Genomic DNA, 23,162 nt, shown 5'->3' with positions numbered 1-23,162 from the left:
ATCCCCCTAAAACCGAAGGCGAGCTAGATCGCCCTCCGCATCAACCAACTGCCCTGATTCACCTCCAACTTCTCGAATCCCAGTCGTTCGTAGAGACGACGGGCCGCACTCTCGGGATCAACTTCCAAGTGAATGAATGAATACTGCGGCCTCGAAAGGCGAGACTCCGCAACCTGTCGTTCAAGAAGCCGAGTCCCGACTCCTCGATTTTGCCATTCCGGAGAAACAGCCATGACTCCGATGTAGAGTGGGTACTTGCGCCAAACCTCGGGCCCCGAATGCGGATAGACATCCAGCAAGAGCGACGTATACCCAACAACAGAACCGCCAGCATCCACAGCCACCAAATTCTGACAGTTTGGCGAATGGATATTTCGCTCATACCGGTACTGATGTGGCGACAACACCGAACGGAGGACTCTTCCCGCAGGCTCCTCATCGCCAAAGGATGCGAGACGAACCTGGATTTCAATTGAGTCTGCGCGCACTTAGAATTGCACCGTCCCTTCTCACCTACGAACTCAAAATCCACCCTCTCAACGTGAGTGGCCCTGACCATGAAAAACGGCAAGTGTTCAACCTTGGAATCCAGACTGCGGCAGCGGCAGCTCGGAACTTCAAGCGTCCATCATCAGCAGTACCAAGAACTCCTTTCAGCAATCACCACTGAGCGGGATGCCCTAGCAGACTCTGGAGCCCAAAGGGACTTCAAAAGGAACTCTTGCCGCAGGAGCGCCCTCCGGAGAGGGCGCTTCGGGGACGAGCGTCAGGCTGGAGTCACCTTCTCGAAGGGACGCACCACCTCCTTGCCGTCGCCGACACGCTCCACCGTCACCGTCTTCGCCTCCTCGTTGACGGCCTTCACCTTGGCGGGGAAGGTGCCCCGTCCTTGCTTGTAGCTTACCTCCTGCCCCTCCTTGAAGGAGGCGGACGCCTCTGCGCTGGGGCTGGGGGTGGCGGCCGTCGCCGTGCGGCCTGCGGCACGCGCGCGCGCCCGCACGCGGCTCTTCTGGGGCGAAGGCCCGGCCCGCGTGGGCTTCGGCGCAACCTCCGGCCTCACATACTTCCGCACGGGCACCGTGGACGGGCGCTTCGGCGCGGGCACCGACGCGGGGGTGCGCTTCGGCGCGGACGCCACACGAGCCGAGCCGGACTCAATGCCCAGGAACTGAGCAACCTTCTCCAGCAACTCCATCTGCCGGCCCATGGCCTGCTCCACCGCTTCCGCCACCGCTGCCTGGATGATGCTCTTCATGTCGTTCTGCATGTGCTCTCGCTCTCTTTCCTCGCGGGGCTTACAGCCCGCGCACTCTCAAAACCCGGGGAACAATTCAGTCTCTTGCATTCACGCTACACCAGGGATTCCGACAATTTCGGCCCCGGTTTCAAAATGAAGCCCTCACCTCGCGCCAGCGCTCGCGCTGCGCCTCCCACGTCCCCGCGTGTGCAACGGCCCTGAGGACTCGCTCGCTGAGGGGCTCTTTCGCTTCGACGGCTTCGAGAAACAGCACCTCCTCCTGGATGTCAGGCGCCAGCAGTTGCAAGTCCAGCAGGTGCGTCACGCGCGCCCGGGTGAAGCCCAGTTGGCCTGCGACGTCCGCTGCGCTCACCACCAGCCCCCGCGCAATGGCGGATTCCACATGGTGCGCCAGCGCCAGCATTCGCGCGACGTGCGCTGGCCGGCGCGCCACCTCTCGCGGCGGGGGGGGTGCCCCCTCTCGGAAGCGCACCTCCGCTCGACGACGCACGCGGTGGAAGTGCGCGCTGACGAGGCCGGCCTCCGCCGGCGGAGACTCGGGGCTCGCGCTCACGCGGCCACCCCCTCGCGCCCGAGCGCCACGGCCTCACCGGCATGGGAAAGGTGCACGTCGACGCGGCCCGTCGCCTCATCTACTACCACGCGGCCAACGAGGGCCCGCAGCAGGCGTCCCCGGTTGGTGGCAGTGAGGGCGTCCCACACCGCGTCGAAGTCCGCCAGTGCCTGGGCCACCCACGCCGCCTCCACCTTCTCCCCCTCCATGGCGTCCAGGGCGCGCTCCACCTCCGCCAGCCGCTTCCGCATGCCGGCGACCTCCTCTTCCGCGGCCGTCAGCTTCTCCTCGGCGAGGCGCCGGGCTGGGCCCTCCAGCTTGGAAAGGGAGTCCACCCACTTCCCTGACTCCTCCGCGCGCCTGGCCAAGTCTCTCGGAAGCTGCGCGCGCTCGGCGCGTAGGGCCTTGTACCTGTCCTCCATCCGCGCTGTGAGGCGGGCATGCACCTGCGCCGCGAAGCCCTCACCTACCGAAACCTCCCGGAGCTGCGTGACGACGAAGTCCTCCAGGGCCGCTGCCGGAAGGGGCGCGGCCCGGCACCCCTCCTTCCCCTGCTTGTCCCGAGTGCAGCAACGGTAGTAGCGGTACTCGCGCGTGCCCTTGCGCGTGCTGCCGGGTGTCATCGCCTCGCCGCACAGGCCGCAGCGCAACAGCCCTCGCAGCACGTAGTCGGGGTTGCGCCCGTGGTACTGGAGTCCTGGGCCCTCCAGCATGTCCTGCACCCGGTGGAAAGTGGCCCTGTCGACAATCGCCGGGTGCTCGCCCGGGTGCGTCTCCCCACCGTACGGCACGAAGCCCACGTACAGGGGGCTGCGCAAGAGTCGCAGCACATCCTGCGTCGTCCACCTCCGGGCCGCCCGCGTGGCACCGCTCTGGGCCTCGTGCCGCTTCGTCGTGCGCCCCTTCTCATTGAGGAGGCGTGCCACCGCCGAGGCATGCTGGTGCTGGAGGTACAACTCGAAGGCCTCCCGCACCACCACCGCCTCGTACTCATTCACCACGAGGCGCTTGTCCTTCACCTCGTAGCCCAGCGGCGCGCGCCCTCCCGTCCACTTCCCCTTGCGCCTCGCGGCAGCCACCTTGTCTCGCGTCCGCTCGGAAATCATCTCCCGCTCGAACTCCGCGAAGGACATCAGCATGTTGAGGGTGAGCCGCCCCATCGCGTCTGCGGTGGAGAAGTTCTGCGTCACCGAGACGAAGGAGGCGCCCGCCGCGTTGAAGCGCTCCATGACTTTCGCGAAGTCGAGGAGGCTGCGGGAGAGGCGGTCCACCTTGTACACCACCACCACGTCCACCCGGCCCGCGTCCACGTCCTGCAGCAGCCGCTGGAAGGCGGGCCGCTCCATGTTGGCGCCGGTGAAGCCGCCGTCGTCGTAGCTCTCATCCACCAACACCCAGCCGGGCTGGCGCCGCACGTAGGCGACACAGGACTCGCGCTGGGCATCCAGGGAGTTGAACTCCATCTCCAGGCCCGCCGCTGTGGACTTGCGCGTGTAGATGGCGCAGCGCTTCACGTCCGAGGGTGGCGACTTGCTCTTCCTCATCTCCCCTCCGAATCCTCGGGCGTCGGCGCCACTGGCTTGACGCTGGAGGGATCTCGCCCGGCGAGTTGCTCCGCCACGGCCACCAGCCGCTCCACGTTGTCGTTGAGGCGCTTCAGCTCGCGGACAAAGTTCGGCATCGTCGACTCGTAGAAGCGCTGTCCCATGTACGTTTGGAAGAAGGCGGGGCCGCTCATCGCGTCACCGCCTTGGGGCCGCCTGCCTTGAGGCCGAAGAAGGAAAAGCCATTCCAGGCCGTGCCCGTAATCAGCTTGGCCACGCTGGAGAGGCTGCGGTGAAGCTGGCCCTCGTACTCAATTCCGCCCTCTCGCACCGTCACCCGGTGCTGAGCGCCCTTGAACACGCGCGTCAGCACCGTGCCCGGCGGAGGCAGGCGCGCGTCGCGCCCGTCCACCGGAGCAGGAGAAGGAGGTGGGGGCGGCGGCGCCGTCGCGGGCTTCGTCTCCTCCACCTGTCGCATCCTCCAGCGCTCGGGCAGTTTGTCGCCCAACTCCGAGATGCGCGCGACGGCGCGCGCGGAGAGGCCCCCTTCGGCCAGTTCCTGAATCCGGAACGCCAGGCGCTTCTTCAGGTAGTCCCGGTTGCGACTGCGCGTGGGCTCGCCGTACAGCTCCAGGTACTTCGCCGCCAACTCCGGCACCGACATGCTGGCCAGCGCGGCCAGTTGCTGTGGCACGTCCGCCAACTGCAGGCGCGCGGCACGCGCAGTCCCCTTCTTCGCCATGGTGGTGTCTCCTTCGTCCGTGGCAGCACGCCCTCGGGCGAAAACCATGGACGCTCTGTCCCCGGAAGAAGACAAGTCGAGAGTCTGCGGCTCAGCCATGCGTGTGTTTCTCCGCGCGCTCCACCTTCGGCTGAGGCGTCCGCGCCAAGTGCTGGCGTACCCACAACTCCCAGAGGGCCTCGGCGAGGACGTCCACCGCGTCCTCGCGGCGAAGGCGCGCGGCCTCTGCCTCCCGCTGCGCCAGCGCCTTCGCTTCGTCGGCGGCCGGAGGCTGCGTGCTATGCATTGAAGTAGTCCTCCCCAGGGTGGGCGGAGTGTCCTCTGTCCGCCCGAGGGAAGTCGTCAGCGGTGACGAGGTTGGTTTTGGAGAAGTCGACGAGGAATGCGCGGCGCCGGCTTTCCACGCCGGCGAAGCAGACGCGCTCCCCCATGGCCGCGACGTAGCCTCCCTGCCGGTGGTTTTCGTGCAGCATGCGCCGCAGCGCCTTCACGTCCGCCACCTCGCCGCGGTAGTCAATCCGCTTGCAGTGCGCGCGGAAGGCGTCATACGCCGACTCGAGGTGGACGCAGAGGCGCCCCTCCTTGTCGAAGGTGTAATGGACGCGGTGCCGCACCTCGCCTTGAATCGCCATGACGCCCAGCATTTCGAGGAAGGCGTCGAGGGCATTCTTCACCCCGGCCTCGGTTTCGAGGACGTCGGCCAATAGGGCCTCCACCGCTTCACGTGCCCCCAAGTCCACGGGCAGCGCGCAGCCGCACTCCTTCGCGAATTCCTCGAAGAGGTGAATGCCCAGCAACATGGCCACCACGTTGTCGACGACGCGCGGTGGCACCCGCCGTCCATCCAAGAGGACGTCCGCCACGGCGCGTGCCACGCGCATGTCCGCGTCGAAGTCCCGGCCCAGGCAGAATTGAATGTAGCGAGGGGCGAAGAGGGGCAAGTCGACAGACTTCAGCTTCTGGAAGGCCGCGCGGTACTCCGGCAGCAGCACCGTCGCCTTCTCCGGCGTGGCCGTCAGCATTCTCTCTACCAGGGCAGCCTCCTGGGGGCGCGCCTCGCCGGCAATGCACAAGGGGGCCTGCAGCGGGTAGCTATTCACCTTCAAGTCAGGCCGGCCTCTCTCCTCGGTTTCTCCGCGGTACAGGCGCCGCATGTAGCGGTGCAGTTGGTTGAGACGCGGCTGGGGCATGTCGTGGGGTTTGTATTCGTCCACCACCACCGGCACGGAGGTGGTGCAGGACAGCAGCTTCACCAGCGCGAATTCCGTTTCCGTCGCGCTGAAGGCGTCCTTGTGCACCACGCCGAAGAGTCGCCAGAATATTTCCGTGCAGAGGGAGGACTTCCCTCCGCCCTGCGTCCCGTGAATGAAGAGAAGCGGGAAGGCCCCCACCGCCGCCATGAGGCGAGGCTTCAGCGGCGTCGCGAAAAACCACCCCAGCATGGGCAGCAGCACCTGGGGCGTGTTGACGCGGGGCAGGTATTCGAAGGCCGTGTGCGCCACCTCGAGGAAGGCCTCGTCGCTGGCCGCCTCGTAGCGCAGGTGGCCCTCCAGCGTGGCCCCGTTGGGCAGGTACACCACGGGGGAGTCGGTGAGGAAGCCCTCCGGCCCCAGGGTGCACCGGGGCGACAGCCACAGCGGCTGCCCCTGGTGCTGGTAGTAGCCCAGGACTCGCGCTGCTGGCATTCGCGGCACCACCTTGCGCGTCAGCAGGCGCAGCACACCCTGGACGTTGTTGTCCGTGCCCACCCACTGCATGTCCCCCAGCGGCAGGTGGCGGATGAAGTCCCGCTTCGAGTGGAAGGCCTTCAGCGGCAGCTTCAGGCCCTTCAGGTGCGTCCCATTGTCCGTGCGTGCGTCCAGCACGTACACCTCCTCGTCTGCCGTTTCGAGGCGCGCCGTCAACGTGAGGAGGAAGGAGGAGACGCGCTTGGGTGCGTCCTCGTAGCCCTTCACGTAGTAGCCGTCCGGCCCCTCAACGACTTCGCCCTCCAGCGCGTCCTCGGCCTCTGCGTCGCCTCTGGAGGGCGCGGGCTTCTTCTGCTGCCCCGTCACCCGGGCCAGGGCCTTCTGCAGCTTCTCGGCCTCGAGGCCGAAGCGCTGCTGCAGCGACTCCAGGTAGAAGTCGTGCAGCGCGGGGTGCCGGTGGGCAATGGCCTCGAGTATGGGCTTGAGGCGGTACTCCACCTCCTTCGCCGGCGCGTCCGCGGGCACCTTCTCCACGGCCTTCTCAATGTCGAAAACCGCGTCGTACAACTCGCACCGGACGCCCGGCTCGCGGTTGACGTGGCAGTACCCCAGCTTCTGCAGCGAGTGGCAGGGCGGCGCCACCGTCCCGTCCTCTCGCCCGGTGGCCACCACCTTCTCGTAGGCATTGCGGACGTACGCCTTGCCGTCGCGCCCCTTCAGCTTGCCCAGGCCCCGCCTGTCGTACTCCAGGACGAGCTCGGTAATCTCCTCGAAGCCCAGGCCCTTGTGCGCGAAGAAGCGCACCATGTCGAAAATGGCGACGCTTCTGTCCTCGGCGCCCTCATTCCATAGGCGCTGCACCGGGCCACACATGTCTACCGGGTGCTCCCAGTCGTAGGCGCCCTCCGGCGTGCGCCTCGCCTTCACCATCCCTGGCGCGGCCTCACTGGAAGCCGGCACCGACACGCGCGCGGGACGGGGCAGCGCTGCCTCCTGCTGCACAGGCGCCCGCTGCAGACGCTCCGCGAGGGGTGCGTCCTCGACGCGCTCGAAGCCGGAGGGGGCCTGGGCGACGCGGTGCGGACGCTCGCGGGCGCCATCCCCCTTCCGGCTGACGGTGCCCACCACCTTGATGATGCGGGCCACGTCGTGGATGGAGTCCACGTGCACGCGCCCGGACTGGAAGCGCGCGCGCACCTCGGCCTCGAAGTCCTTCAGCCCGGCCTGAATGCGCTCTCTGGCCTCCCCCTCCAGCGGTAGCGGCGGCAGGGCGAACCAGAGCTGCGCCCCGTTGCCGCTCATCATCAGCCGCGGGCGGACGAGGCCCTGCCCCTCGCACCAGGCCGCGGCCTCCTCCGCGGCCTGGAGGGCGGAGGCGAGCTCGTCCTCGGTGCTGGCCGTGTCCTTCGGGCGCACCGGGTCCAAGTCGAGGACGGTGGCCGTCACGACTTCAATGTCCTTGCTGCCCGCCCCATTCTTGAGGGGACGGAGGACGTTGGGGGCGAGCGCCAACAGGTGCCGTGGCCGGGGCTGAATGCCCACGTACACGTTGCCGGCGGCGTTGGCCTCCACACAGGCCGCTACGAAGGCGTCCTCGTCGTCGAAGAAGCCCAGGCCCACCACGCCCCCACCGCCAGGGCGAATGACGCGGACTTCACTCACCCCGTGCGCCGCATGGGCCAGCCACCGCCGCGTGGCACGAATGGCCTCGGGGTTGGGCGCCGGAGTCGAGGGAGACACAGCCGTCACGAGTCGCTACCCCTTCGCGGCCCGCCGCGGTGCAGCCGCAGCCACCGGGGCCGTCCCCAGCACCTGCGCGTACTGCTGTCGGCGCTCGGCATGGTGTCGCCGGAGGAGAGGTACCTTCCCGTCCACGAAGTCGAAGAGGACGGCGCTCTTCTTTTCCGGGTGGGGCCGCATGAGGCGGCCCAGGCGCTGCACGGTGCGCCCCCGGGCGCGGCTCGGGTAGGCCAGGAAGACGCGGGACAGGCGCGGCACGTCGAGGCCCTCGTCAGCCAGGCTTGTGGCCACGAGGACGGACACGCGCCCCGCGCGGGCCTTGTCCAGGAGGGCCTTGCGCTCCTCGCGCGACACCTCGCTCGTCAGCGCCGCGGCCGGCAGGCCCGTGGCTGAGAGGCGCTGCGCCAGCAGCTCGCAATGCGCCACCCGGCCCGTGAGGACGAGGCACAGGTGGCCCGCCCAGGCCTCGCGGGCCACGGCGCCGAGAATGAGGTTGTTGCGCTCCTTGTCCTCCGCCAGCGCCTCCAGCATGGGCATGTAGTCCGCCGCGCCGAAGTAGGGGTAGTCGAAGGCCGTCTCCACGGTGCGCACCTCGGGCACCACCAGCACGCCGCGGGAGACGAGTTCCTCATGGGAGACGGCGGCCAGGGTGGAGCCCAGGTACAGGCGCAGCAGCGGCGTCAGTCCGTCCTCCCTCTCTGGCGTGGCCGTCAGGCCCAGCCGGTAACGCGCCGGACTGCAATCCACCAGGCGGTAGAAGGCGCTGGCGGCCACATGGTGGGCCTCGTCGAGAATGAGGAAGCCGAAGCGCGCGAGGAAGTCCGCCAGCCGCGCCTCGTCCCAGCGGGCGAGAGACTGCACCACGGCCACGGTAATGGGGCGCACCGCCTCCTCCCCCGCCCCCACGAGGCCGGCCTCCTGGCCCAGGCGCTCGCGAATGTGCTGTCGCCACTGCTCGGCCAAGTCCAACGTGTGGACGAGGACGAGTGTCGGCGTCCGGAGGCGGGCCATGGCCCCTACCGCCAGGACGCTCTTCCCCGCCCCGCACGGCAGCACCACCGTGCCCTGTGTCCCCTTCACCAGCTTCTCCACGGCCGCGGCCTGGTAGTCCCGCAGCGGCACCGTAGGCATGGGAGGCAGGCGCTCTCTGGGGAGAGTCCGCGCATCCTCCAGCGCCAAGGTGAGGCCAGCCTCGGTGGCCAAGCGCCGCAGGAGGTGAATGGCCCCGCGGGGTAGCCTTACCTCCCCGCCCTCCTGCTTGAGGAAGTACAGCATCTCCGGCTCACTGCCCGGGCGCTTCCCCAGCCGCACCAGCTTCCAGTACGCGGGGTTGGGCAAGCAGAGGGCCTTCACCAGTCCCTCCAGCAGCTTCGGTGGCACGTCTGCCGCCGCGAGGCGCAGTCCGGAGTCCACGAGGACGCGCAGGGTGGCGGCCCCCGGAGAGGTGGACGGCGCCGGCCCCATGCGCCGGCTTGGACTGGGGCTGGCTGAGGGCAAGGCCCTCCCGGCCCCGAAGGTTTCGGAGTGGTGGTTCTGCATATGAATTCCATTGGGAAGGTGCGCGGGCGTTGGCCTTCAGCCCTGCGCGTCATGTGTTGCCGCGGACGAGGTTCCCCTCAGCCCGCGAATGGGTCGACGTCTGCCGAGTCTTCGGGCGGCGCGTAGCGGGCGACGAGGGACTGGACGAAGCCTCTCGCTTCCTCGCCGCGCGTTGCCGGCACGTCCCGAATCCGCTGCACGCCGAAATGCTGGAGGAAGCGGTCCACCGCCTCGCGCGGGAGGGACTTCAGCTGCGCCGCCAGCGCCTGCGCTGCGGCAACGTCCACTGGCGCTGCCCTTGGGCTTTCGGCAGTCGGAGGGGCGCCGTCCTCCTCGGCTTCCGCCGCGTACAGCTTCGCCAGGTTGTGCAGGCGCAGGGCCTGGAAGGCGGAGGCTTCTTCCGGCGTCAGTTGGCGCTCGGGCAGCAGGGAGTACGTTGTCTTCGGGTCCTTCGCGGCCCCGCGCCGCTTCACTTCAAAGGCCCACTTCTCCAGGCCGTACTTCGCCCGCAACTGGCGCACGTCCTTGAATACCGCCACGCCCATCTCCAGCACCTTCACCTCGCGGGTGTCAAAGAGGGCGACGTTGAGGGCCACGCGCAGCGAGGGCTTGTGCCCCTGGGCCCGCAGCTTCTCGTCATAGAGGACGTACTTGCCCTCGTGAAACACCACCTCGCGCGGGTGCGGCTCTCCGAGGAAAACCACCACCGCCGTGTCCCCGTCATTCACCAGCTTCAGCCAGGCGCCTCCGGCCTGCTCGTGCCGCTTCGCCAATTCCTCCGTCTGTTCCCACATATTGGCCATTGGCGTCAGGCCTCCTTCGCCGCGGCGTTTTCGCGCCGGTACACGGAAAACAACTCAGTGCCGTCCTCAGCGCAGCCCGCTGCCTCAATGTGGAAGTCGGCGTCGGTGTCCACCACCTGCTGAAACTCCCAGCGGCGAAAGAGGCCCGGTAGGCGGATGAAGTCATTGTCCTCGGGCGTGCGCCATGCGTCCGTGCCCTTCGCGCTTCCTTGGGGACGCGTGTGGACGCGAGGTTGCGCAGGAGAGTCCCCCAGGGGGACGCGGGCGAGTGCCAGTACACCGGTGCCCAGCAGCATTGTCATATTCATTGAGTGCCTTTCAGGGCCGACGCGGCCCCCTCTTCATACAAATGCGGTGTTTCAAGCCGCCGTGGGACACCGGACATTTATTGGTGAATTCTTTTTGAGTTTGGGCGCGTCGCTGTCGCGTCTGGCTCGTCACGCCGTTGTGCCGTCGGAGTCCTCTGCAGCTTCCATTTCCCGGCGCAGGCGCAGCAGGGCGCGCTGGAAGCGCTTCCGGGCCACCGCGGGCGCCAGCCCCAGGCGCGCGCCGACGGCTGACTGTTCCTCGTCCAAGAGGAGGACGGACAGCACCAGCTTTGCGTCCATGGGGGCCAGCGGGTGGAGCCACTTCGCCAGGGACTCCACCTGCATCCTCACGGAGAGGCCCACCTCGGAGAGGGCTGGAGAAAGCAGCCCGGCCTCGGCGGCCACGGCCTCCTCCCTCTCGCGGTACCGGCTGTACCGGACGTCTTCTGTACGGGCACGCCGCCACGCGTCCATGACGTCGCGCTCCGTGCTGCGCACGAGTGTCGCGGCCACGCGCTGGGTGGTGTCCAGGTTGAGGCGCTTCACCAACGCGGTGAAGGCCGTGGCCAGGGTGGAGGCGAGCTCGTCGGCCGCGCCAGGGAAGTACTTCAGCCGCCGCTGGTACACGGCGTCCAACCCGGGCCACAGCCCCAGCCACAGCAGCGGCCAGGCCACCTCACACGCCGCCCGCCCCTGCACCAGCAGCACCAGCCCCGTGTAGAGGCCATTCTTCTCGTCCGCGGGCACGTCCGGGCTGACGAGGTAGCTGACGAGGGCCTCGGGCCCGTCAAAGGCCGCAAGGCACGCCCGGTGCAACTTCGCCTCGTCGAATGCGCGCTGCGCCTGGGCTGTCTGGAGGGCGGTACCGAAGCCCTCGTGCAGCGTCTTCCAGCACCTTCTCACTATGGAATGCCTGTCCTGCCGGGCGTCCTGCGCGGGGCAGGGGCCGGTTGGAATGGAGGCAGTCATGCCCCGTGGAAACCGACGACGGCCCTTCCTCCGGCCACCTGCACACGGCAGCGGTGGAAGTGGGCGTCGCTTCGCTTGCGGAGAGGCCGGGCTACGCTAACCGGCGCGCCTGCGCGCGGTAGCAAGCGACGGCCGGAGGACAGCAGGTGCCGTCCACGCGGTGCGAGTCGGCCGCCGCGGGCGGGACACGCGTAGAGGCGGCGCGGCGCGCCTCCCTGGCTGGCGTACTCTGTGACTTCAGCTTCACGGACTTCCCCCTCCTTCGTCGCGACAGCGGCGACGGGACTCCCCCTTCAACGGCCTGGCGGGACGTGACTCCTGCGGCCAGCGTCCTCCTTCACGGCAAAGCCCGCGGGCCTCAATTCGGGGACATGCGCGCCCCCTCTGCGACATCCATGCCCAGTGACGCACAGTCCGGACGCACCCACCTGCGTCGGCTGAATTCACACGCTGCGTAGCAAGGCCGCCGGCACAGGCTGGGACGTGCGTCCACGCGGGGAGACGTGCGCCATGTGAAACACAGTTTCACTGTGTATCAACAGGCCGAGTCGCGGGCCGAAGGACGAAGCCACGCGACACGAGGCCTTCTGGCTTTTCAGGCCACGCCCGGTTTCAAGTCCTGGGCCGCGCCTGCCTGGGGCGCTGGTGTCGTCTCGGAGGCCGGCCTCTTCACAGCCTGGCCGCGGGCTGGACTCTACCGAGGCCTTTCCCTCTCTGAGGGCAGCCTCCCGGCACAGGTGGACGGCTGCGTGGACACCTGGGACAGGGCCGGGACAGCACCTTGTCCACCCCTCTTTACCTCTAACCATCCATTATTATTATGTATTTATATTGTTAACTACTAAGTGGACAGCATGGACAGCTTTCTACGGGTACCCCTATTGAGGCAGCGCCGAATCTCCCTGGGCCAAAACCTGTAAAAGCAGTCGCGGGGAAGCTGGCTTACGAAAGTAGCCCTACCCCTCAAAATGCTGTCCACCTGTCCACTTCGGTGTAACTCCATGGGATTGCTGAGGAATTCGGCGGACACACCCGCGTCCAGCAAGTGGCCAGGTGGACAGCACTTCATGGCCCCTCGCGAAAACGCGCCTGTCCATGTCCCCGAGTTCGAGGACGGTGCCTTTGTACCGCCGCGACGTGTGTCAGCAGTCCAAGGGCATTCACGCGAAGGAGGCACGCCTTCCATGTGAAGGGACACGCGCGCACGGGCCCTGCCGAAATTCCGAAAAGAATTCGCTCTAAATCCGCCCGTGTCCCACGTCGCCTCAAGGCACCGCATTTACCTTGTAGCGGCAACGCACACGCCGCCGGACACTGCGGATGGCCCTCACTCACCACCTTCAACCCACGGCTGCCCCTCAGCGCCCCGCCGGCGTGACGTGCGAGATGTACGTCCGCGGTGAGGGCAAGCGCTGCCGGCACTACCTCGCCAATGGCGGCTGCGCCCTGCCCGGTGTGGGCACGTGCACCGAGTGGCGGAAGGCGAATGGGCTGGCCCGGCCTCATCGTGACGTGGCCGCTCAACCTGTCCCTGCGCCTCCGGTGAAGACCGCTCCGGCCGCAGTGGACTTGTTCGGCCATCCCCTGCCCGAGGCTGGCTCGAAGAGGCCCTCCGCCAAGCCCTCGCCACCCGCTCCACCTCCTGACGTGACGGAGCTGGCCGCGCCCCACGCGAAGGCACTGCCCTCCCCCCTGCGCGGCCTCACCGACGAGGACATCGCCAGCTTCAAGGCCCTCGGCGCCGAGGTGTGCTTCGCCTCCGAAGGCTACGGCGAGGTGTGGCTCGTGCCGGCCTACACCGGCCAGGCCCGGAAGGAGCTCACCCCCGAGCACGCCGCCACCCTGGTGCGCGTCCTCTCCGCATTCCCGGGCTCGCGCGTCATGTCCTTCGAGAAGCCCTCCGCCTCCGCGGACGAGGTGTCGCGATGAGCGTACCCCGCGCCTGTGAAACACACGCAGCGGGCCATGCTGCCTGTCCCCTTCGACTTGATGTGTCTCTCGAAAAGAGCGTGATGACTGACTCGCGACACGCCCCTGCACCGGCCCGGAGGCCCACGTCATGAGCGCCCTGCGAAACCAGCATTTGTCATACAGCCGGCTGAGCCGCTTCGAGGCCTGCCCGCTGTCCTACCGGCTGCACTACCTCGACAAGCACACCGCCGAGCCCGGTGTCCCCCTGAACTTCGGCAAGGCACTGCACGCCGTGCTCGAGCGGCTCCTCCAGGAAGTCATCGACACCGAGTACGCGGGTCCGCTCTCCGAGGAGCGCGCCCTCCAGCTCTACCGTGAAGCGTGGGCCACCTCGGGCCTCTGTGGCCTCTCCCTCTTCCAGCAGGGCCTCGGAATCCTCCAGGACTTCGTCCGCCAGCAGGGCCACGTGGACTGCCGCGACATCCTCGCCGTGGAGAAGGAGTTCCGCCTGCCGGTGGGGCCCTTCACCGTCCTGGGCTTCATCGACCGCGTCGACTGGGTGGACGACGAGACAGTCCATGTCATGGACTACAAGTCCAACCACCAGCTCTTCACCCGCGAGGAGCTGGACGCCAGCCTCCAGCTCAGCCTCTACGCCCTCGCCGCGCGCCGCCTCTGGCCCTGGGCCAAGCGCGTGCGCCTGTCCATGTGGATGCTCCGCCACGGCGTGCTGCAGGAGACGACGCGCGCCGAGGAGCAGTTGGACGCCGCCCTCGCCTACGTCGAGACGCTGGGCCAGCAGATGGAGAAGGCGGAGTCCTTCCCGGCCCGCCTCAACCCCAACTGCGTCTACTGCGACCACCGGCGCCAGTGCCCCACCTACGCCCGCGCGCTGACGGGCCAGCGTGAAGTCGTCTGCCGGGACACGGGCGACTTGGAGTCCGTCGCCCGCGAGCGCCAGGAAGTCGCCCACCTCGCGAAGATTCTCGGCGCGCGAAAGGCGGAGCTGGAGGGCGTCCTCCGGGCCCACCTCGCCGAGCAGGACGAGCTCGTCCTCGCCGGCACGCGCTACCGCATGTTCAACACCACCAGCCTCGACTACCCGCTAGAGCCCACCGTCGAGGTGCTAGCCCGCGCCACCGGACTCTCCCGTGAGGAGTTGGTGGAGCGCCTCGCCAGCGTCGAGAAGAAGGCCCTCGACGCGCTGCTGAAGGACGCGGGCAAGCGCCTGGGCACCGCGCGCGTCGCGCTGCTGAAGGCCGAGCTGGAGTCCCTCGCCGCCAAACACCACTCGCCCCGCTTCTGGGCCAAGGAGGTTGCATAGTGCTGCTCGCCCACCCCGCTTCCGACACCACCCCCACCCCCGTCCTTCACCAGCCCCTCTTCCGTGGCCTCCCGCCGCACCTGCGCACGCTCGCCTTCATTGACTTGGAGACGACGGGCCTGGACGCCTCCCGCCACGAGGTGCTGGAGGTGGCGGTGTTGCGCGTCGACGCTCGCAGCCTCAAGGTGCTGGCGGAGTACGAGGCGCGCGTGCAGCCCACCCGGCTTGCCGACGCCCACCCCGAGGCCTTGGCCGTGTGCGGCTACTCCGACGAGGAGTGGCGGGACGCCTTGCCCCTGGAGGAGGCCCTCGCCACCGTGACGCCGCTCCTGGCGGGCACCCTCGTTGCCGGTCACAACACCAGCTTCGACTGGGGCTTCCTCGTCGAGGGCTACCGCCGCGCCGGGCTGCCCCTGCCCGGCGTCGACTACCACCGCCTCGACACCGCCAGCCTCGCGTGGCCGCTGCTCGCCACGGGCGAGGTGGAGTCTCTCTCCCTCAACGCCCTGGCCAAGCGCTTCGGCCTCCACCGGCCGACGCCTCACCGCGCCATGGCGGACGCCCGCTGCGCGCTGGAGGTGGCCCGCTGCCTCGCGGTGCGCATGGCCCGGGGCGGCCACATGGAGCGGCTGATGGAGGAGTCGGGAGGTGTCTCGTGAGCGGCGCCTCCTCTCGTCGCAAGGGTGCCGATTGGGAACGCGCCCTCGTCCATCGCTTTCGCGAGGCCATGCCCGACGCTCTCATCCGCCGCGGCCTTCAGTACCGCAGTGGTGAAGAGGTGCCGGACGTCGAGGTGCCTTGCTTCTGGGTGGAATCGAAAGCCCATCGGCGCACCAACGTCCGCGAAGCCCTGCGTCAGGCTGTGGAGACGTGCCCGGCGGGGCGCTGGCCGCTGGCCGTGTGCAAGGACGACGGGCAGCCGCCCCTCGTCGCCATGCCGCTGGACGACTTCCTCGAGTTGGTGCGCGAGTGGTGGGAGGCCCGTCCGCGGTGAGTGACTTCTTTGGCCACCTCCTGGGCCTGCTGCGTGTGGAGGCGCTCTCGGCTCGGCACCAGGCCGTCTTCACGGCTGCGCGGACGCGGCGGCCTGCCTTCGCGCGCCACGTCGGCCTCGAATCGGTGCTGTCCACCATGGCTGACGCACGCGAGGAGACGTACCCGGAACGGGAGGCCCTCACCCGGGCGTTGCTAGCCGAGTGCCAGGCCTCCTCCACCCCGGCGTGGACGACTGCCCTCGCCTCCGCCTACGCCCCCATGTTGCATCGCCTGCGCCGACGCATCATCGGCAACGCGGTGCCTCGCGAGGACCTGGACCAGCTCGTCCTCGCCACCTTCCTCTCCGTCGCGCGCGGATTTCCCCTCATGCGCTGGGGTGACTGGACGGCGGCCCGCCTGCGCCAGCAGACGGCGCGCGAGGTGTTCCGTCACCTCCGCAAGGAGCGCGCAGAGCAGCACGAGACGTACACGCAGGCGCAGCTCGCCGAGTGGCTGCCCGACACGCGGCACGCCGCGCCGGTGGAGAGCCCCAGGCGCCCCAGCGTCCGCCGCAGCTTCGTGCGGAGGGATGCGGTGCTGGTGCACCTGGCCCAGGCCACCCTGCCTCGCAGCGACGTCGAGGTCCTCATGGCCACCGTCGTCCGGCGCGAGAAGCTGCGCGCCTACGTCAGCCGTCTCGTCGAAGGTGACGCTGCCGAGGCTGAGAGGACGTACCAGCGGCTGAAGCGCCAACGCACGCGGCTGATGCAGCGCCTGCGCACCCAGGCCGTCGACGCCGCAGCGCAACCCTCCAGAGGCTGCTGAGGGAAGGCATGGCCCAGAAGAAGCCCTTCAAGAAGCTGGGGCGCCCCACCAAGGCCGAAGGCCCCCGGTTTCCCTCTGACACCGTGGACCGGCTCCTCGTCGAGGGCGAAGAGGTGACTACCCCACGGGGCTATGTGAGGAGGCGCTTCCCCTCCTTCCGCGAGTTGGCGCAGCGCTTCGGCGTCGCCCACAGCGCCATTGCCCGGTACGCCGAGCACCACGACTGCCTCGGCCGCCGCAAGCGCCTCCTCGCGGGCACCTCACGTGCGATGCCGGTGCGCGCCGAAGCGCATCCTCCGCCGCGGCCCGCGCCACTCGCGTCGCCCGCGCCCGCCGAAGCGCTACCTCCCCCGCCGCCTGCTCCTGCCGAGGCGCTACCTCTCCCGCCGCCGCCCGCGCCCACCGAAGCGCTGCCTCCTCCCGCGCCACTCGCGCCGCCCGGGCCTGCCGAAGCACACCCTCCGCCACCGACGTCCGCGCCTGCCGAAGCGCCACCTCCCCCACCGCCTACCGCGCAGCGCAAATTGGGCCGCCCCCTCAAGTCCGCGGAGCCCGCCCTCCCGCGCCAGGAGCTCGACAAGGCCCTCGTCTTCGGCGACGTCAAGGCGCTCCCCGACGGCTCAACCATGACGTCCTACGCGTCCTACCGCGAGCTGGCCGAGCGCTTCGGCGTCGCCACCTCCCTCATCGCCAACTACTCCAGGGAGCACAATTGCCTGCGCCGCCGCGAGGAGGCCAAGACTCGCATCGCCACCAAGGCGGACCAGAAGCTGATTGAACTGCGCGCCAACGCCATCGCCGTCAGCAAGGACGACGCCCTGAAGATGATTGACGGCTACCTCCTCGGCTTCGAGGAAGCGCTGGCCGAGGGCCGCGTGCGCGTCGACAACCCCACCGACTTCAACACCATGGTGAGGCTCAAGGAGTTCGTCATGGGCGGCGCCGACTCACGCCAGGAACTGCACGCCAGCTTCTCGCTGGAGGGACTCCAGGCCCGGCACGCCCAGGCCCTGCGCGTCGCGCGGGAGACGACGCCCGCCGAGCGCGGTGAGGTCGACGCTGAAGTGGAGAGCGAGGACAAGGAGAGCGATAGCGCGAGCCATCCGAGTGACGAGATTCTCGCCTCTGGACAATCGAGGCGCCTGATGTCCCAGGATGCGTGAGAGTCGAGTTCGTCCGCTCAGGAGTCTGACCATGTTCCAGGGGGGCACTGCTCGCGGGTGAGTGGCACCCGGCCAGATTCGGCCCCCTCATCGAGCAGTGCGAACCGAAGAGCCGCATCCAGGCTGGGGAGAAACCAGGCACCGCTCCAGTAGATGTCGATGCACAGCCATCGGCCATCCTCCGCGACAAAATACCAGCAGCCAGGAAACGCGCCACTTGAGCCAGGCCCGCTTGGTACCGAGATTTCCAAAGAAGAGCGGGCGCCCAGCGCCACTGGGCACGCAGACTTGGAAAAGAGGGCCTGGACGTATGGCAACGCCTCCTCATCGAACCATGAACAGGTGTCCGCAGCGCTCACCTTCATGCTCCGGCCTGTGCCGGGATGGTGGAATTGAAGCCCGTCAAATGCCCTGAGAAATGCCTCTGCATAGGCGTGAAGGGGCGCACTCGCCAATTCCAGTGAAGCCCTTGCCTCGTCCAGAGGGGCGCGCCGGTCCACAGTCCAACCGCGCTCGGCAAGAAGCTTAAGAACCTCCTCGCTCAGGCAGCGCACCGCAGCCTCATATGAAGTCATTGGTAGAGGGGTGGCGCGGTACCGTCAGCGGCCCGTTTCCACCCTCCTCCTTTCAAACCGTACGTGCGGTTTTCCCGCATACGGCTTAACGAGAGTGTTGTCGTGCAGCATGCACGGTTTCGGGTAGCGAATCGTCCCATGCAACCGGTGCAGGCCTCTTTCCCAGAACCACGCTCGATTCCATGCGTCCGCCTGGCCGGCCCGCAGCTTCCTGCCTCTGCGTTTCACCATGAACTGGTGCAGCCGCCGGAAGACGTAGGAGTCGAGTTGATTGAACTTTCGGGCCGCGTTCCCGGTGCGGAAGTAGTTGCCCCATCCTCGCAACACCGGGTTCAGGCCGCCGATGATTTCTCGGACATCCTTCACCCCGTGCCGCTGTCGGCTCGTCAGCTCCTTCACCCGAGCCCTCACCCGCTTCATGCTCCGCGCTGACGGCCACCGCTGGAGGTAGTAGCGGCGCACTCCCCGCTGCTGCCACAGCTTGCCCGACATGCGCTTGTGCAGGTGGCAGCCCAGAAAGTCGAAGCCTTCCTTGCCCTCGGTGAGTTCCACTCGCCGCGTCTTCTCCGGGTGCAGTTGCAGCTTCAGCCTCCCGAAGATGATGCGCACCCTTCGTTCGGCCTCCTCGGCAGCTTCGCGGCCTTTGCACAGCACCACGAAGTCATCCGCGTAGCGCACCAGCTCGCCCACCTGCGCGCACTGCCGCTGCCACACGCTGTCGAAGAAGTGCAGGTAGATGTTGGAGAGCAGCGGGGAAATCACTCCCCCCTGCGGTGTCCCCGAGACCGTCTCGGAGTACCGGCCCTCCTCCACCACTCCCGCACTCAGCCACTGCCTCAGCAGCTTGAGCACCCTCCGGTCCGACACCCGCCGCTCCACCCGCTCCATCAGCAGCTCATGGTCGATGCTGCCGAAGTAGTCGCGGATGTCCGCGTCGAGCACGTGGTGACACCCGGCATTGACTGCCTCCCGGATGCGCTCCAGGGCCTGCACCGCGCTTCGACGTGGCCGGAAGCCATACGACGACGGAAGAAAATCCGCCTCGAAGACAGGCTCCAGCACCAGCTTCACCGCCATCTGCACGATACGGTCCTGCACCGTCGGAATGCCCAGCGGCCTGAGTTTCCCGTCCGCCTTGGGAATGAACCGCCTGAGCACCGCGGGCGGTTTGTAGGTTCCTGCTCGCAGTACCTCGCCCAGCTCCTGCACCAGCCGCTGTGCGCCGTACTGCTCCACCGCCGCCAGCGTGACTGAATCCACGCCGGCAGCGCCCTTGTTGCGTCGGACCCGCTGCCATGCTTCCCACAGGACGTCACTCCGGTGGACTCGGTCATACAGCGCATGGAAACGGCGCTCCCGGCACCGCTTGGCTGCCACGAAGAGCTTGCGCTGGAGTTGTCGAACTTTGTCGGTGGACTCTGGCCCACCGGGGGGATTGGAGCCTTCTTGGCGGCTCATGCCCTCGCTCTTACCTCCCGCCCAAGCACCACCCAAGCAGGGGCCCTTCCCTCCGGGCGCGTTGTCTTGCACGCCCCTCGCCGGTACTACGGCCCCCTCGGACTCCCGCTGCGCTCCCCACGCTTTCACCTTCGGCTTATACGCGGGGCCCTGCCGCGACGACGGCCGCGCAGACGGGTCTCTCCTGTTCCCCACCAGACCTTGAGCACGTGCCACGCCCCATACCCCGGGGAGCCCCGCTGCTTCCCATCCGGACTCGTCCGCAGCGGACCTGGCCTTCGCCGCGACATGCTCGGCTCGGCGCTCCCATTGTGTATCTGTCGAGGCGGCAGGCTTCACTTGATGTTGCGGCCCGCGCTCTTGCTCCCTCCCGAATGGAGGCTTTTGACGCCCCGCTGTGGCCTGCCGCCTCTCGGCGGTCGGCTGGGGCCTGCTACCGGGCACTCCGGTGTCTACCCGGACGGGACTTTCACCCGCCGGTCTGGTGGAGCATGGACGTGCTCCTCTTGCTCGTCCTTCAGGACGCACCATGACGGCACAACCTAAACCAACGCTGGTGCCCCCTGCACGGCATGGGTCGCGGCGAAGTGGGCGCGGAGGTGGTGAGCGGCGGCGGGGAACTGGAGCCGGCAGGCCCATCCGACGGTGCACCCGTAGTTCTGTAGCGTCTCCTCATCGGCGAACGCCCACCACCAAGTCAGAGATGTGCATCGTCACTCTTCGCCACCTGCTTTCCGGCCACGTACACATAGCTCTCGACCGTGGTGCCGACGTACTGCTGCGCTTCCGCTGAGCCATCTGGAGGCAAGTGCTGAACGCCGAAGCTCCTCGCAGCGTCGTAGAGGGACCTGTCGAGCGGGTAGGCCACGAGTGTTCCGGAGTACCTCGTCTGAGCCAGCCAAGCGTCCGCCAGTTGCTTCCTGGAGAAGACCGCCGTCGGCATTGCGGCATTCTGGCCGGTGAAGAGCCACACTGCCCAGCGTGCATGGCCGCGCCGCAAGGAGCGTCCCTCGGGGAGATGGTGCTTCTCGAAAGGGCCTTCAAGTCCGAGGCTGCGCAGCGCTGTGATGACCTGCTCTGCATCAGGCGGGTCCGCATGCACCGCGGCAACCCCGTACGGCTCTTTCCAGACAACTTCGAACCGGAGGCCATCTTCACGCTCAAACGCCCAGAAGACCTCGCGCCCCCCCGCAGTTCGGGAGGAGTCGTCGTCCACGTAGGCCGGTTGGCCCAGCGGCTCTAGTACTGCGCGTGTGGCGCCGAATGAGACGACGTGCTCGCCTGCCGAGTACGGAATCACATAGGGGAAGCCCAGACGACGCATGGGGTGTCCTCCGACGAGCACAGATGTACGCAGGCGTGCTCTGCCGCCCCTATCGCATGGATGTGACGCGAGGGCACGATTCTGCTGCAGAGCCCTGAGAGCTCGCGTTGGAAGCCCCTGCCCCCCGCCGCCCCCGTCTGAAAGTGTCCAGCGGTAAGTGAACGGACACTTTCGCGTTCATTTTCGCCGTTCACTTTCGCCGCGCCAGGCCACACCCGTTCACTTTCCCCCGGGAGCTCCACCTGGCGCGCGGATGCACACGCCCGGCGCCACAGCCTCCGTAGTTTCGCGGGGTTGGGGCGGACAGCCACCAGGTGCTTGAGCACCGCGGTATCGCCCCGGGCCATAACTCGGGCCCGGAAGCACACCCCGTCCAGCGGGCCGGACGCATGCGCGCCGTTCACTTTCCCGCCCACCTGCCCCCCCTCCCCCGAAGCCCCCCTGGCGGCCACGTGGCCCACCTGGCGCGCGGCCCCGGTTTGGCCCCGCGCACCGCGTCTGTCGCCGCGTGGCGCCCCTTTCGTGCGCGCGTGTCCCCCAGCGCTTCGGGCCGCAGGCCTTTGTCCTCCTCGTGAGCCCCACGACTCCGAGCCAGAGCCCCCGCGCCCCCACCCTCCGCCCCGCGCGCACCTGGGCGCGCGTGCCGTTACCAGGGCCGAGCCGAATGGCCGGAAATGGGTAAAGGCGGCCATTCGGCGTCACCGCCCCCACGCTGTTTCGCGCGCTTACGAGCCCTCATGAAGGGCCGAAGCGCCGAGGCCGATTGCCGCTTTCCGCTGGTTGGGGCCGCCAGCCGCCCATCGCGCGGTCCAGTTCCTCCCCCGCCACCTTCACCGCCTGCCCCCGCCGGGCGCAACCATGCCTACCGATGACGCCAGCACGCCTACCCCGCCTACCCCTGACGCCAGGGTGGGGGGTGGTGCGATCTTTCGTGCGGGCCTCGCCGCCGGGGCATGTATCTGGGGCCCTTTTCGAGAGAGTCACCCCCGAAAAAGTGAACACCCCTCCCCTGTTCATTTGCACCCGGTAAGTGAACGCCTCGCGCTGTTCACTTTCGCTGGCTGCGCCTGCGCCTGGGGCAGTCCGCGCGGGCCCCGAGCACGGCCACCCCTCACCGCCTCCGCGCGGCTGCCCGCCCCGCCCTGGGGCTCTCGCGGGCGCTCAGCGCGGAGGCGGCGTGCCCCATCAGCAGGGCAAGTCGTTCGTCACGCGCACCAGCTCGTCGTCCGAGGGGTGCGTGTAGATGACGGTGGAGTCGACGCTTCGCTGCCTCGCGAACTTCTGAGTGAGGCGAATGTCCTTCGTCCTCCGGTACACCCCGGTGCACGCGGTGTGGCGCACGGCGTGGAAGTTCAGGTGCCGCTCCAGCCCCGCGCGCTCCTGCCACACCGCGAAGCCGTGGCGCACCTGCCGCGTGGACAGGCGCAGACCCTTGCGGCTCAGGAAGAGCGGCGCCTGGGGCCCCACCTCATGCCCCTGCGCGCGCTTGAGGCGCAGCAGCTTCTCCAGCTTCGCGCGCACCGTGTCCGAGAGGACAACCTCCTGGGGACCCGGGTGCCGGCGGCTGCCCTTGAAGACGGTCAGCATCACGTGCCGGCGTGCGCGCCCGCGCTCGTCGAAGACGTCGCCGATGTTGAGTGCCACCAGTTCGTGCTCACGCAGGCCCGAAGCCAGCGCGAGGCTGTAGAGGCAGTGGTCCCTGAATCCCTCCTTGTGCAACCCCGTGGCGCGCAGCAGGAGCGCCACCTCCTTCTCCGTGAGGGTGCGCGGGGCTCGGGCGACAGCGGCATAGGCAGACATGGCGGCTCCTTCGTGAAGAGGACGCGGCCATACGCGCTCGGGTGCCGAGAGAAAGCAACGGAACATGCAGGGAGGACAGCGTGACGCTCGGCATCGTCAAGCGCACCGAGGATGACCTCACCCAGTGGCTGGCCACCGAGTCCGGATTCATCTCCGGGCTGTGCCAATACGACAACGAGCCCGTGGTGCTGGAGCCGTACCAGCAGTCCTTCCTCGGCAATCGCTCCCGCTTCCGTTGGGTCGCGAAGAGCCGCCAGGTGGGCTTCTCCTTCCTCTTCGCCCTCGAGGCCCTGGCTCGGTGCCACCTGCGCGACGGCCACACGGCGGTGTTCGTCTCGTACAACTTGAGCGACGCGGTGGAGAAGGTGCTCATCGCCCGGCAGGTGTACGAGGAGCTGCCGCTCGCCTACCAGAAGAAGCTCGTGACGGACGCCAAGACGGAGCTGGCCTTCGAGTCGAACTCCCGAGGCCGGCGCCTCTCGCGCATCATCTCCGTTCCCGCCAAACCTCCGCGCGGGAAGCGCGGTGACGTGTACCTGGACGAGCTGGCGCACCTGGTCAACGACCGCGAAGTCTATACAGGCAGCACCGCCCTCATCCTGCGCTCGCATGGTCAGCTCACTGGGGGCAGCACCCCACTCGGCCGGCGCGGCATCTTCTGGG

At 68.2% G+C, this 23,162-nt stretch carries 21 protein-coding genes; 6 read left to right on the top strand and 15 right to left on the bottom strand.

The window, feature by feature from the left end:
- Nucleotides 1-23 precede the first annotated feature (23 nt).
- The 12 genes from MYMAC_RS38620 to MYMAC_RS09755 form a co-directional block, all read right to left on the bottom strand.
- Nucleotides 24-407 carry a GNAT family N-acetyltransferase gene (locus MYMAC_RS38620; RefSeq protein ID WP_420810046.1) on the bottom strand — a complete coding sequence of 128 codons (384 nt, stop codon included), beginning with the start codon at nt 405-407 and terminating at the stop codon, nt 24-26.
- A gap of 359 nt (nt 408-766) precedes the next feature.
- Nucleotides 767-1,267: a PspA gene (locus MYMAC_RS09805; RefSeq protein WP_095957910.1), complete on the bottom strand. Its 501-nt coding sequence runs from the start codon at nt 1,265-1,267 to the stop codon at nt 767-769.
- A gap of 118 nt (nt 1,268-1,385) precedes the next feature.
- Nucleotides 1,386-1,661, bottom strand: coding sequence for a hypothetical protein (locus tag MYMAC_RS37740; RefSeq protein WP_239989455.1), 276 nt, complete (start codon nt 1,659-1,661; stop codon nt 1,386-1,388).
- A 146-nt stretch (nt 1,662-1,807) separates the two neighbouring features.
- Nucleotides 1,808-3,355: a recombinase family protein gene (locus MYMAC_RS09795; RefSeq protein WP_095957908.1), complete on the bottom strand. Its 1,548-nt coding sequence runs from the start codon at nt 3,353-3,355 to the stop codon at nt 1,808-1,810.
- Nucleotides 3,352-3,549, bottom strand: coding sequence for a hypothetical protein (locus MYMAC_RS09790; protein WP_095957907.1), 198 nt, complete (start codon nt 3,547-3,549; stop codon nt 3,352-3,354). Before MYMAC_RS09790 ends, MYMAC_RS09795 begins: the two co-directional genes overlap by 4 nt.
- Nucleotides 3,546-4,097: a DUF2924 domain-containing protein gene (locus MYMAC_RS09785; protein ID WP_095957906.1), complete on the bottom strand. Its 552-nt coding sequence runs from the start codon at nt 4,095-4,097 to the stop codon at nt 3,546-3,548. The genes MYMAC_RS09790 and MYMAC_RS09785 overlap by 4 nt, the downstream gene beginning before the upstream one ends.
- Before the next feature lie 91 nt (nt 4,098-4,188).
- Nucleotides 4,189-4,383: a hypothetical protein gene (locus MYMAC_RS09780; protein ID WP_095957905.1), complete on the bottom strand. Its 195-nt coding sequence runs from the start codon at nt 4,381-4,383 to the stop codon at nt 4,189-4,191.
- Nucleotides 4,376-7,534, bottom strand: a complete 3,159-nt coding sequence (locus tag MYMAC_RS09775) for a hypothetical protein (RefSeq protein ID WP_095957904.1) — start codon at nt 7,532-7,534, stop codon at nt 4,376-4,378. The genes MYMAC_RS09780 and MYMAC_RS09775 overlap by 8 nt, the downstream gene beginning before the upstream one ends.
- 6 nt (nt 7,535-7,540) lie before the next feature.
- On the bottom strand, nt 7,541-8,989 hold the full coding sequence (locus MYMAC_RS09770) for a DEAD/DEAH box helicase (protein ID WP_095957903.1): 1,449 nt from the start codon (nt 8,987-8,989) through the stop codon (nt 7,541-7,543).
- Between the two features lie 152 nt (nt 8,990-9,141).
- Nucleotides 9,142-9,867 carry a hypothetical protein gene (locus MYMAC_RS09765; protein ID WP_095957902.1) on the bottom strand — a complete coding sequence of 242 codons (726 nt, stop codon included), beginning with the start codon at nt 9,865-9,867 and terminating at the stop codon, nt 9,142-9,144.
- Between the two features lie 5 nt (nt 9,868-9,872).
- Complete coding sequence (locus MYMAC_RS09760) at nt 9,873-10,163, bottom strand: hypothetical protein (protein WP_095957901.1); 291 nt, start codon at nt 10,161-10,163, stop codon at nt 9,873-9,875.
- 141 nt (nt 10,164-10,304) lie between these two features.
- Entirely contained in the window at nt 10,305-11,078 is a 774-nt protein-coding gene (locus tag MYMAC_RS09755) for a sigma-70 family RNA polymerase sigma factor (protein WP_157757486.1), read from the bottom strand.
- Between the two features lie 1,608 nt (nt 11,079-12,686).
- On the opposite strand from MYMAC_RS09755, the gene MYMAC_RS37735 reads away from it, so the two are divergent.
- From MYMAC_RS37735 to MYMAC_RS37730, 6 genes are all read left to right on the top strand, one after another.
- On the top strand, nt 12,687-13,073 hold the full coding sequence (locus MYMAC_RS37735; RefSeq protein ID WP_239989454.1) for a hypothetical protein: 387 nt from the start codon (nt 12,687-12,689) through the stop codon (nt 13,071-13,073).
- Nucleotides 13,074-13,203: 130 nt separating this feature from the next.
- Nucleotides 13,204-14,379, top strand: coding sequence for a RecB family exonuclease (locus MYMAC_RS09745; protein ID WP_095957898.1), 1,176 nt, complete (start codon nt 13,204-13,206; stop codon nt 14,377-14,379).
- A complete protein-coding gene (locus tag MYMAC_RS09740) occupies nt 14,379-15,038 on the top strand; it encodes a 3'-5' exonuclease (RefSeq protein ID WP_095957897.1) in 660 nt (219 codons plus the stop codon). Before MYMAC_RS09745 ends, MYMAC_RS09740 begins: the two co-directional genes overlap by 1 nt.
- Nucleotides 15,035-15,373, top strand: coding sequence for a hypothetical protein (locus tag MYMAC_RS09735; RefSeq protein ID WP_095957896.1), 339 nt, complete (start codon nt 15,035-15,037; stop codon nt 15,371-15,373). Before MYMAC_RS09740 ends, MYMAC_RS09735 begins: the two co-directional genes overlap by 4 nt.
- Nucleotides 15,349-16,179, top strand: a complete 831-nt coding sequence (locus MYMAC_RS09730) for a hypothetical protein (protein ID WP_095957895.1) — start codon at nt 15,349-15,351, stop codon at nt 16,177-16,179. Before MYMAC_RS09735 ends, MYMAC_RS09730 begins: the two co-directional genes overlap by 25 nt.
- Nucleotides 16,180-16,187: 8 nt before the next feature.
- On the top strand, nt 16,188-17,342 hold the full coding sequence (locus MYMAC_RS37730; protein WP_239989452.1) for an AT hook motif domain protein: 1,155 nt from the start codon (nt 16,188-16,190) through the stop codon (nt 17,340-17,342).
- Between the two features lie 599 nt (nt 17,343-17,941).
- Here the strand turns inward: MYMAC_RS37730 and ltrA are convergent.
- The 3 genes from ltrA to MYMAC_RS09705 all read right to left on the bottom strand — a co-directional run bounded on the left by ltrA (nt 17,942) and on the right by MYMAC_RS09705 (nt 22,499).
- Nucleotides 17,942-19,375 carry a group II intron reverse transcriptase/maturase gene (gene ltrA, locus MYMAC_RS09715; protein ID WP_095957527.1) on the bottom strand — a complete coding sequence of 478 codons (1,434 nt, stop codon included), beginning with the start codon at nt 19,373-19,375 and terminating at the stop codon, nt 17,942-17,944.
- Nucleotides 19,376-20,072: 697 nt separating this feature from the next.
- Nucleotides 20,073-20,699, bottom strand: coding sequence for a DUF7710 domain-containing protein (locus MYMAC_RS09710; RefSeq protein ID WP_013942257.1), 627 nt, complete (start codon nt 20,697-20,699; stop codon nt 20,073-20,075).
- 1,185 nt (nt 20,700-21,884) lie between these two features.
- A complete protein-coding gene (locus tag MYMAC_RS09705) occupies nt 21,885-22,499 on the bottom strand; it encodes a tyrosine-type recombinase/integrase (protein ID WP_095957894.1) in 615 nt (204 codons plus the stop codon).
- Nucleotides 22,500-23,162 lie beyond the last annotated feature (663 nt).

The sequence above is a fragment of the Corallococcus macrosporus DSM 14697 genome (assembly GCF_002305895.1).
GTDB classification, from domain to species: Bacteria; Myxococcota; Myxococcia; order Myxococcales; family Myxococcaceae; genus Myxococcus; species Myxococcus macrosporus.
This window is presented reverse-complemented; position numbering and strand designations above follow the sequence as displayed.

Excerpts from the sequence above, each read along its gene's own strand:
- ltrA (WP_095957527.1), bottom strand. The coding sequence starts at position 19,375 with ATGAGCCGCCAAGAAGGCTCCAATCCCCCCGGTGGGCCAGAGTCCACC.
- MYMAC_RS37730 (WP_239989452.1), top strand. The coding sequence starts at position 16,188 with ATGGCCCAGAAGAAGCCCTTCAAGAAGCTGGGGCGCCCCACCAAGGCC.
- MYMAC_RS09785 (WP_095957906.1), bottom strand. The coding sequence starts at position 4,097 with ATGGCGAAGAAGGGGACTGCGCGTGCCGCGCGCCTGCAGTTGGCGGAC.
- MYMAC_RS09790 (WP_095957907.1), bottom strand. The coding sequence starts at position 3,549 with ATGAGCGGCCCCGCCTTCTTCCAAACGTACATGGGACAGCGCTTCTAC.
- MYMAC_RS09770 (WP_095957903.1), bottom strand. The coding sequence starts at position 8,989 with ATGGGGCCGGCGCCGTCCACCTCTCCGGGGGCCGCCACCCTGCGCGTC.
- MYMAC_RS09765 (WP_095957902.1), bottom strand. The coding sequence starts at position 9,867 with ATGGCCAATATGTGGGAACAGACGGAGGAATTGGCGAAGCGGCACGAG.
- MYMAC_RS09760 (WP_095957901.1), bottom strand. The coding sequence starts at position 10,163 with ATGCTGCTGGGCACCGGTGTACTGGCACTCGCCCGCGTCCCCCTGGGG.
- MYMAC_RS37740 (WP_239989455.1), bottom strand. The coding sequence starts at position 1,661 with ATGCTGGCGCTGGCGCACCATGTGGAATCCGCCATTGCGCGGGGGCTG.
- MYMAC_RS09705 (WP_095957894.1), bottom strand. The coding sequence starts at position 22,499 with ATGTCTGCCTATGCCGCTGTCGCCCGAGCCCCGCGCACCCTCACGGAG.
- MYMAC_RS09805 (WP_095957910.1), bottom strand. The coding sequence starts at position 1,267 with ATGCAGAACGACATGAAGAGCATCATCCAGGCAGCGGTGGCGGAAGCG.
- MYMAC_RS09745 (WP_095957898.1), top strand. The coding sequence starts at position 13,204 with ATGAGCGCCCTGCGAAACCAGCATTTGTCATACAGCCGGCTGAGCCGC.
- MYMAC_RS09710 (WP_013942257.1), bottom strand. The coding sequence starts at position 20,699 with ATGCGTCGTCTGGGCTTCCCCTATGTGATTCCGTACTCGGCAGGCGAG.
- MYMAC_RS09795 (WP_095957908.1), bottom strand. The coding sequence starts at position 3,355 with ATGAGGAAGAGCAAGTCGCCACCCTCGGACGTGAAGCGCTGCGCCATC.
- MYMAC_RS09780 (WP_095957905.1), bottom strand. The coding sequence starts at position 4,383 with ATGCATAGCACGCAGCCTCCGGCCGCCGACGAAGCGAAGGCGCTGGCG.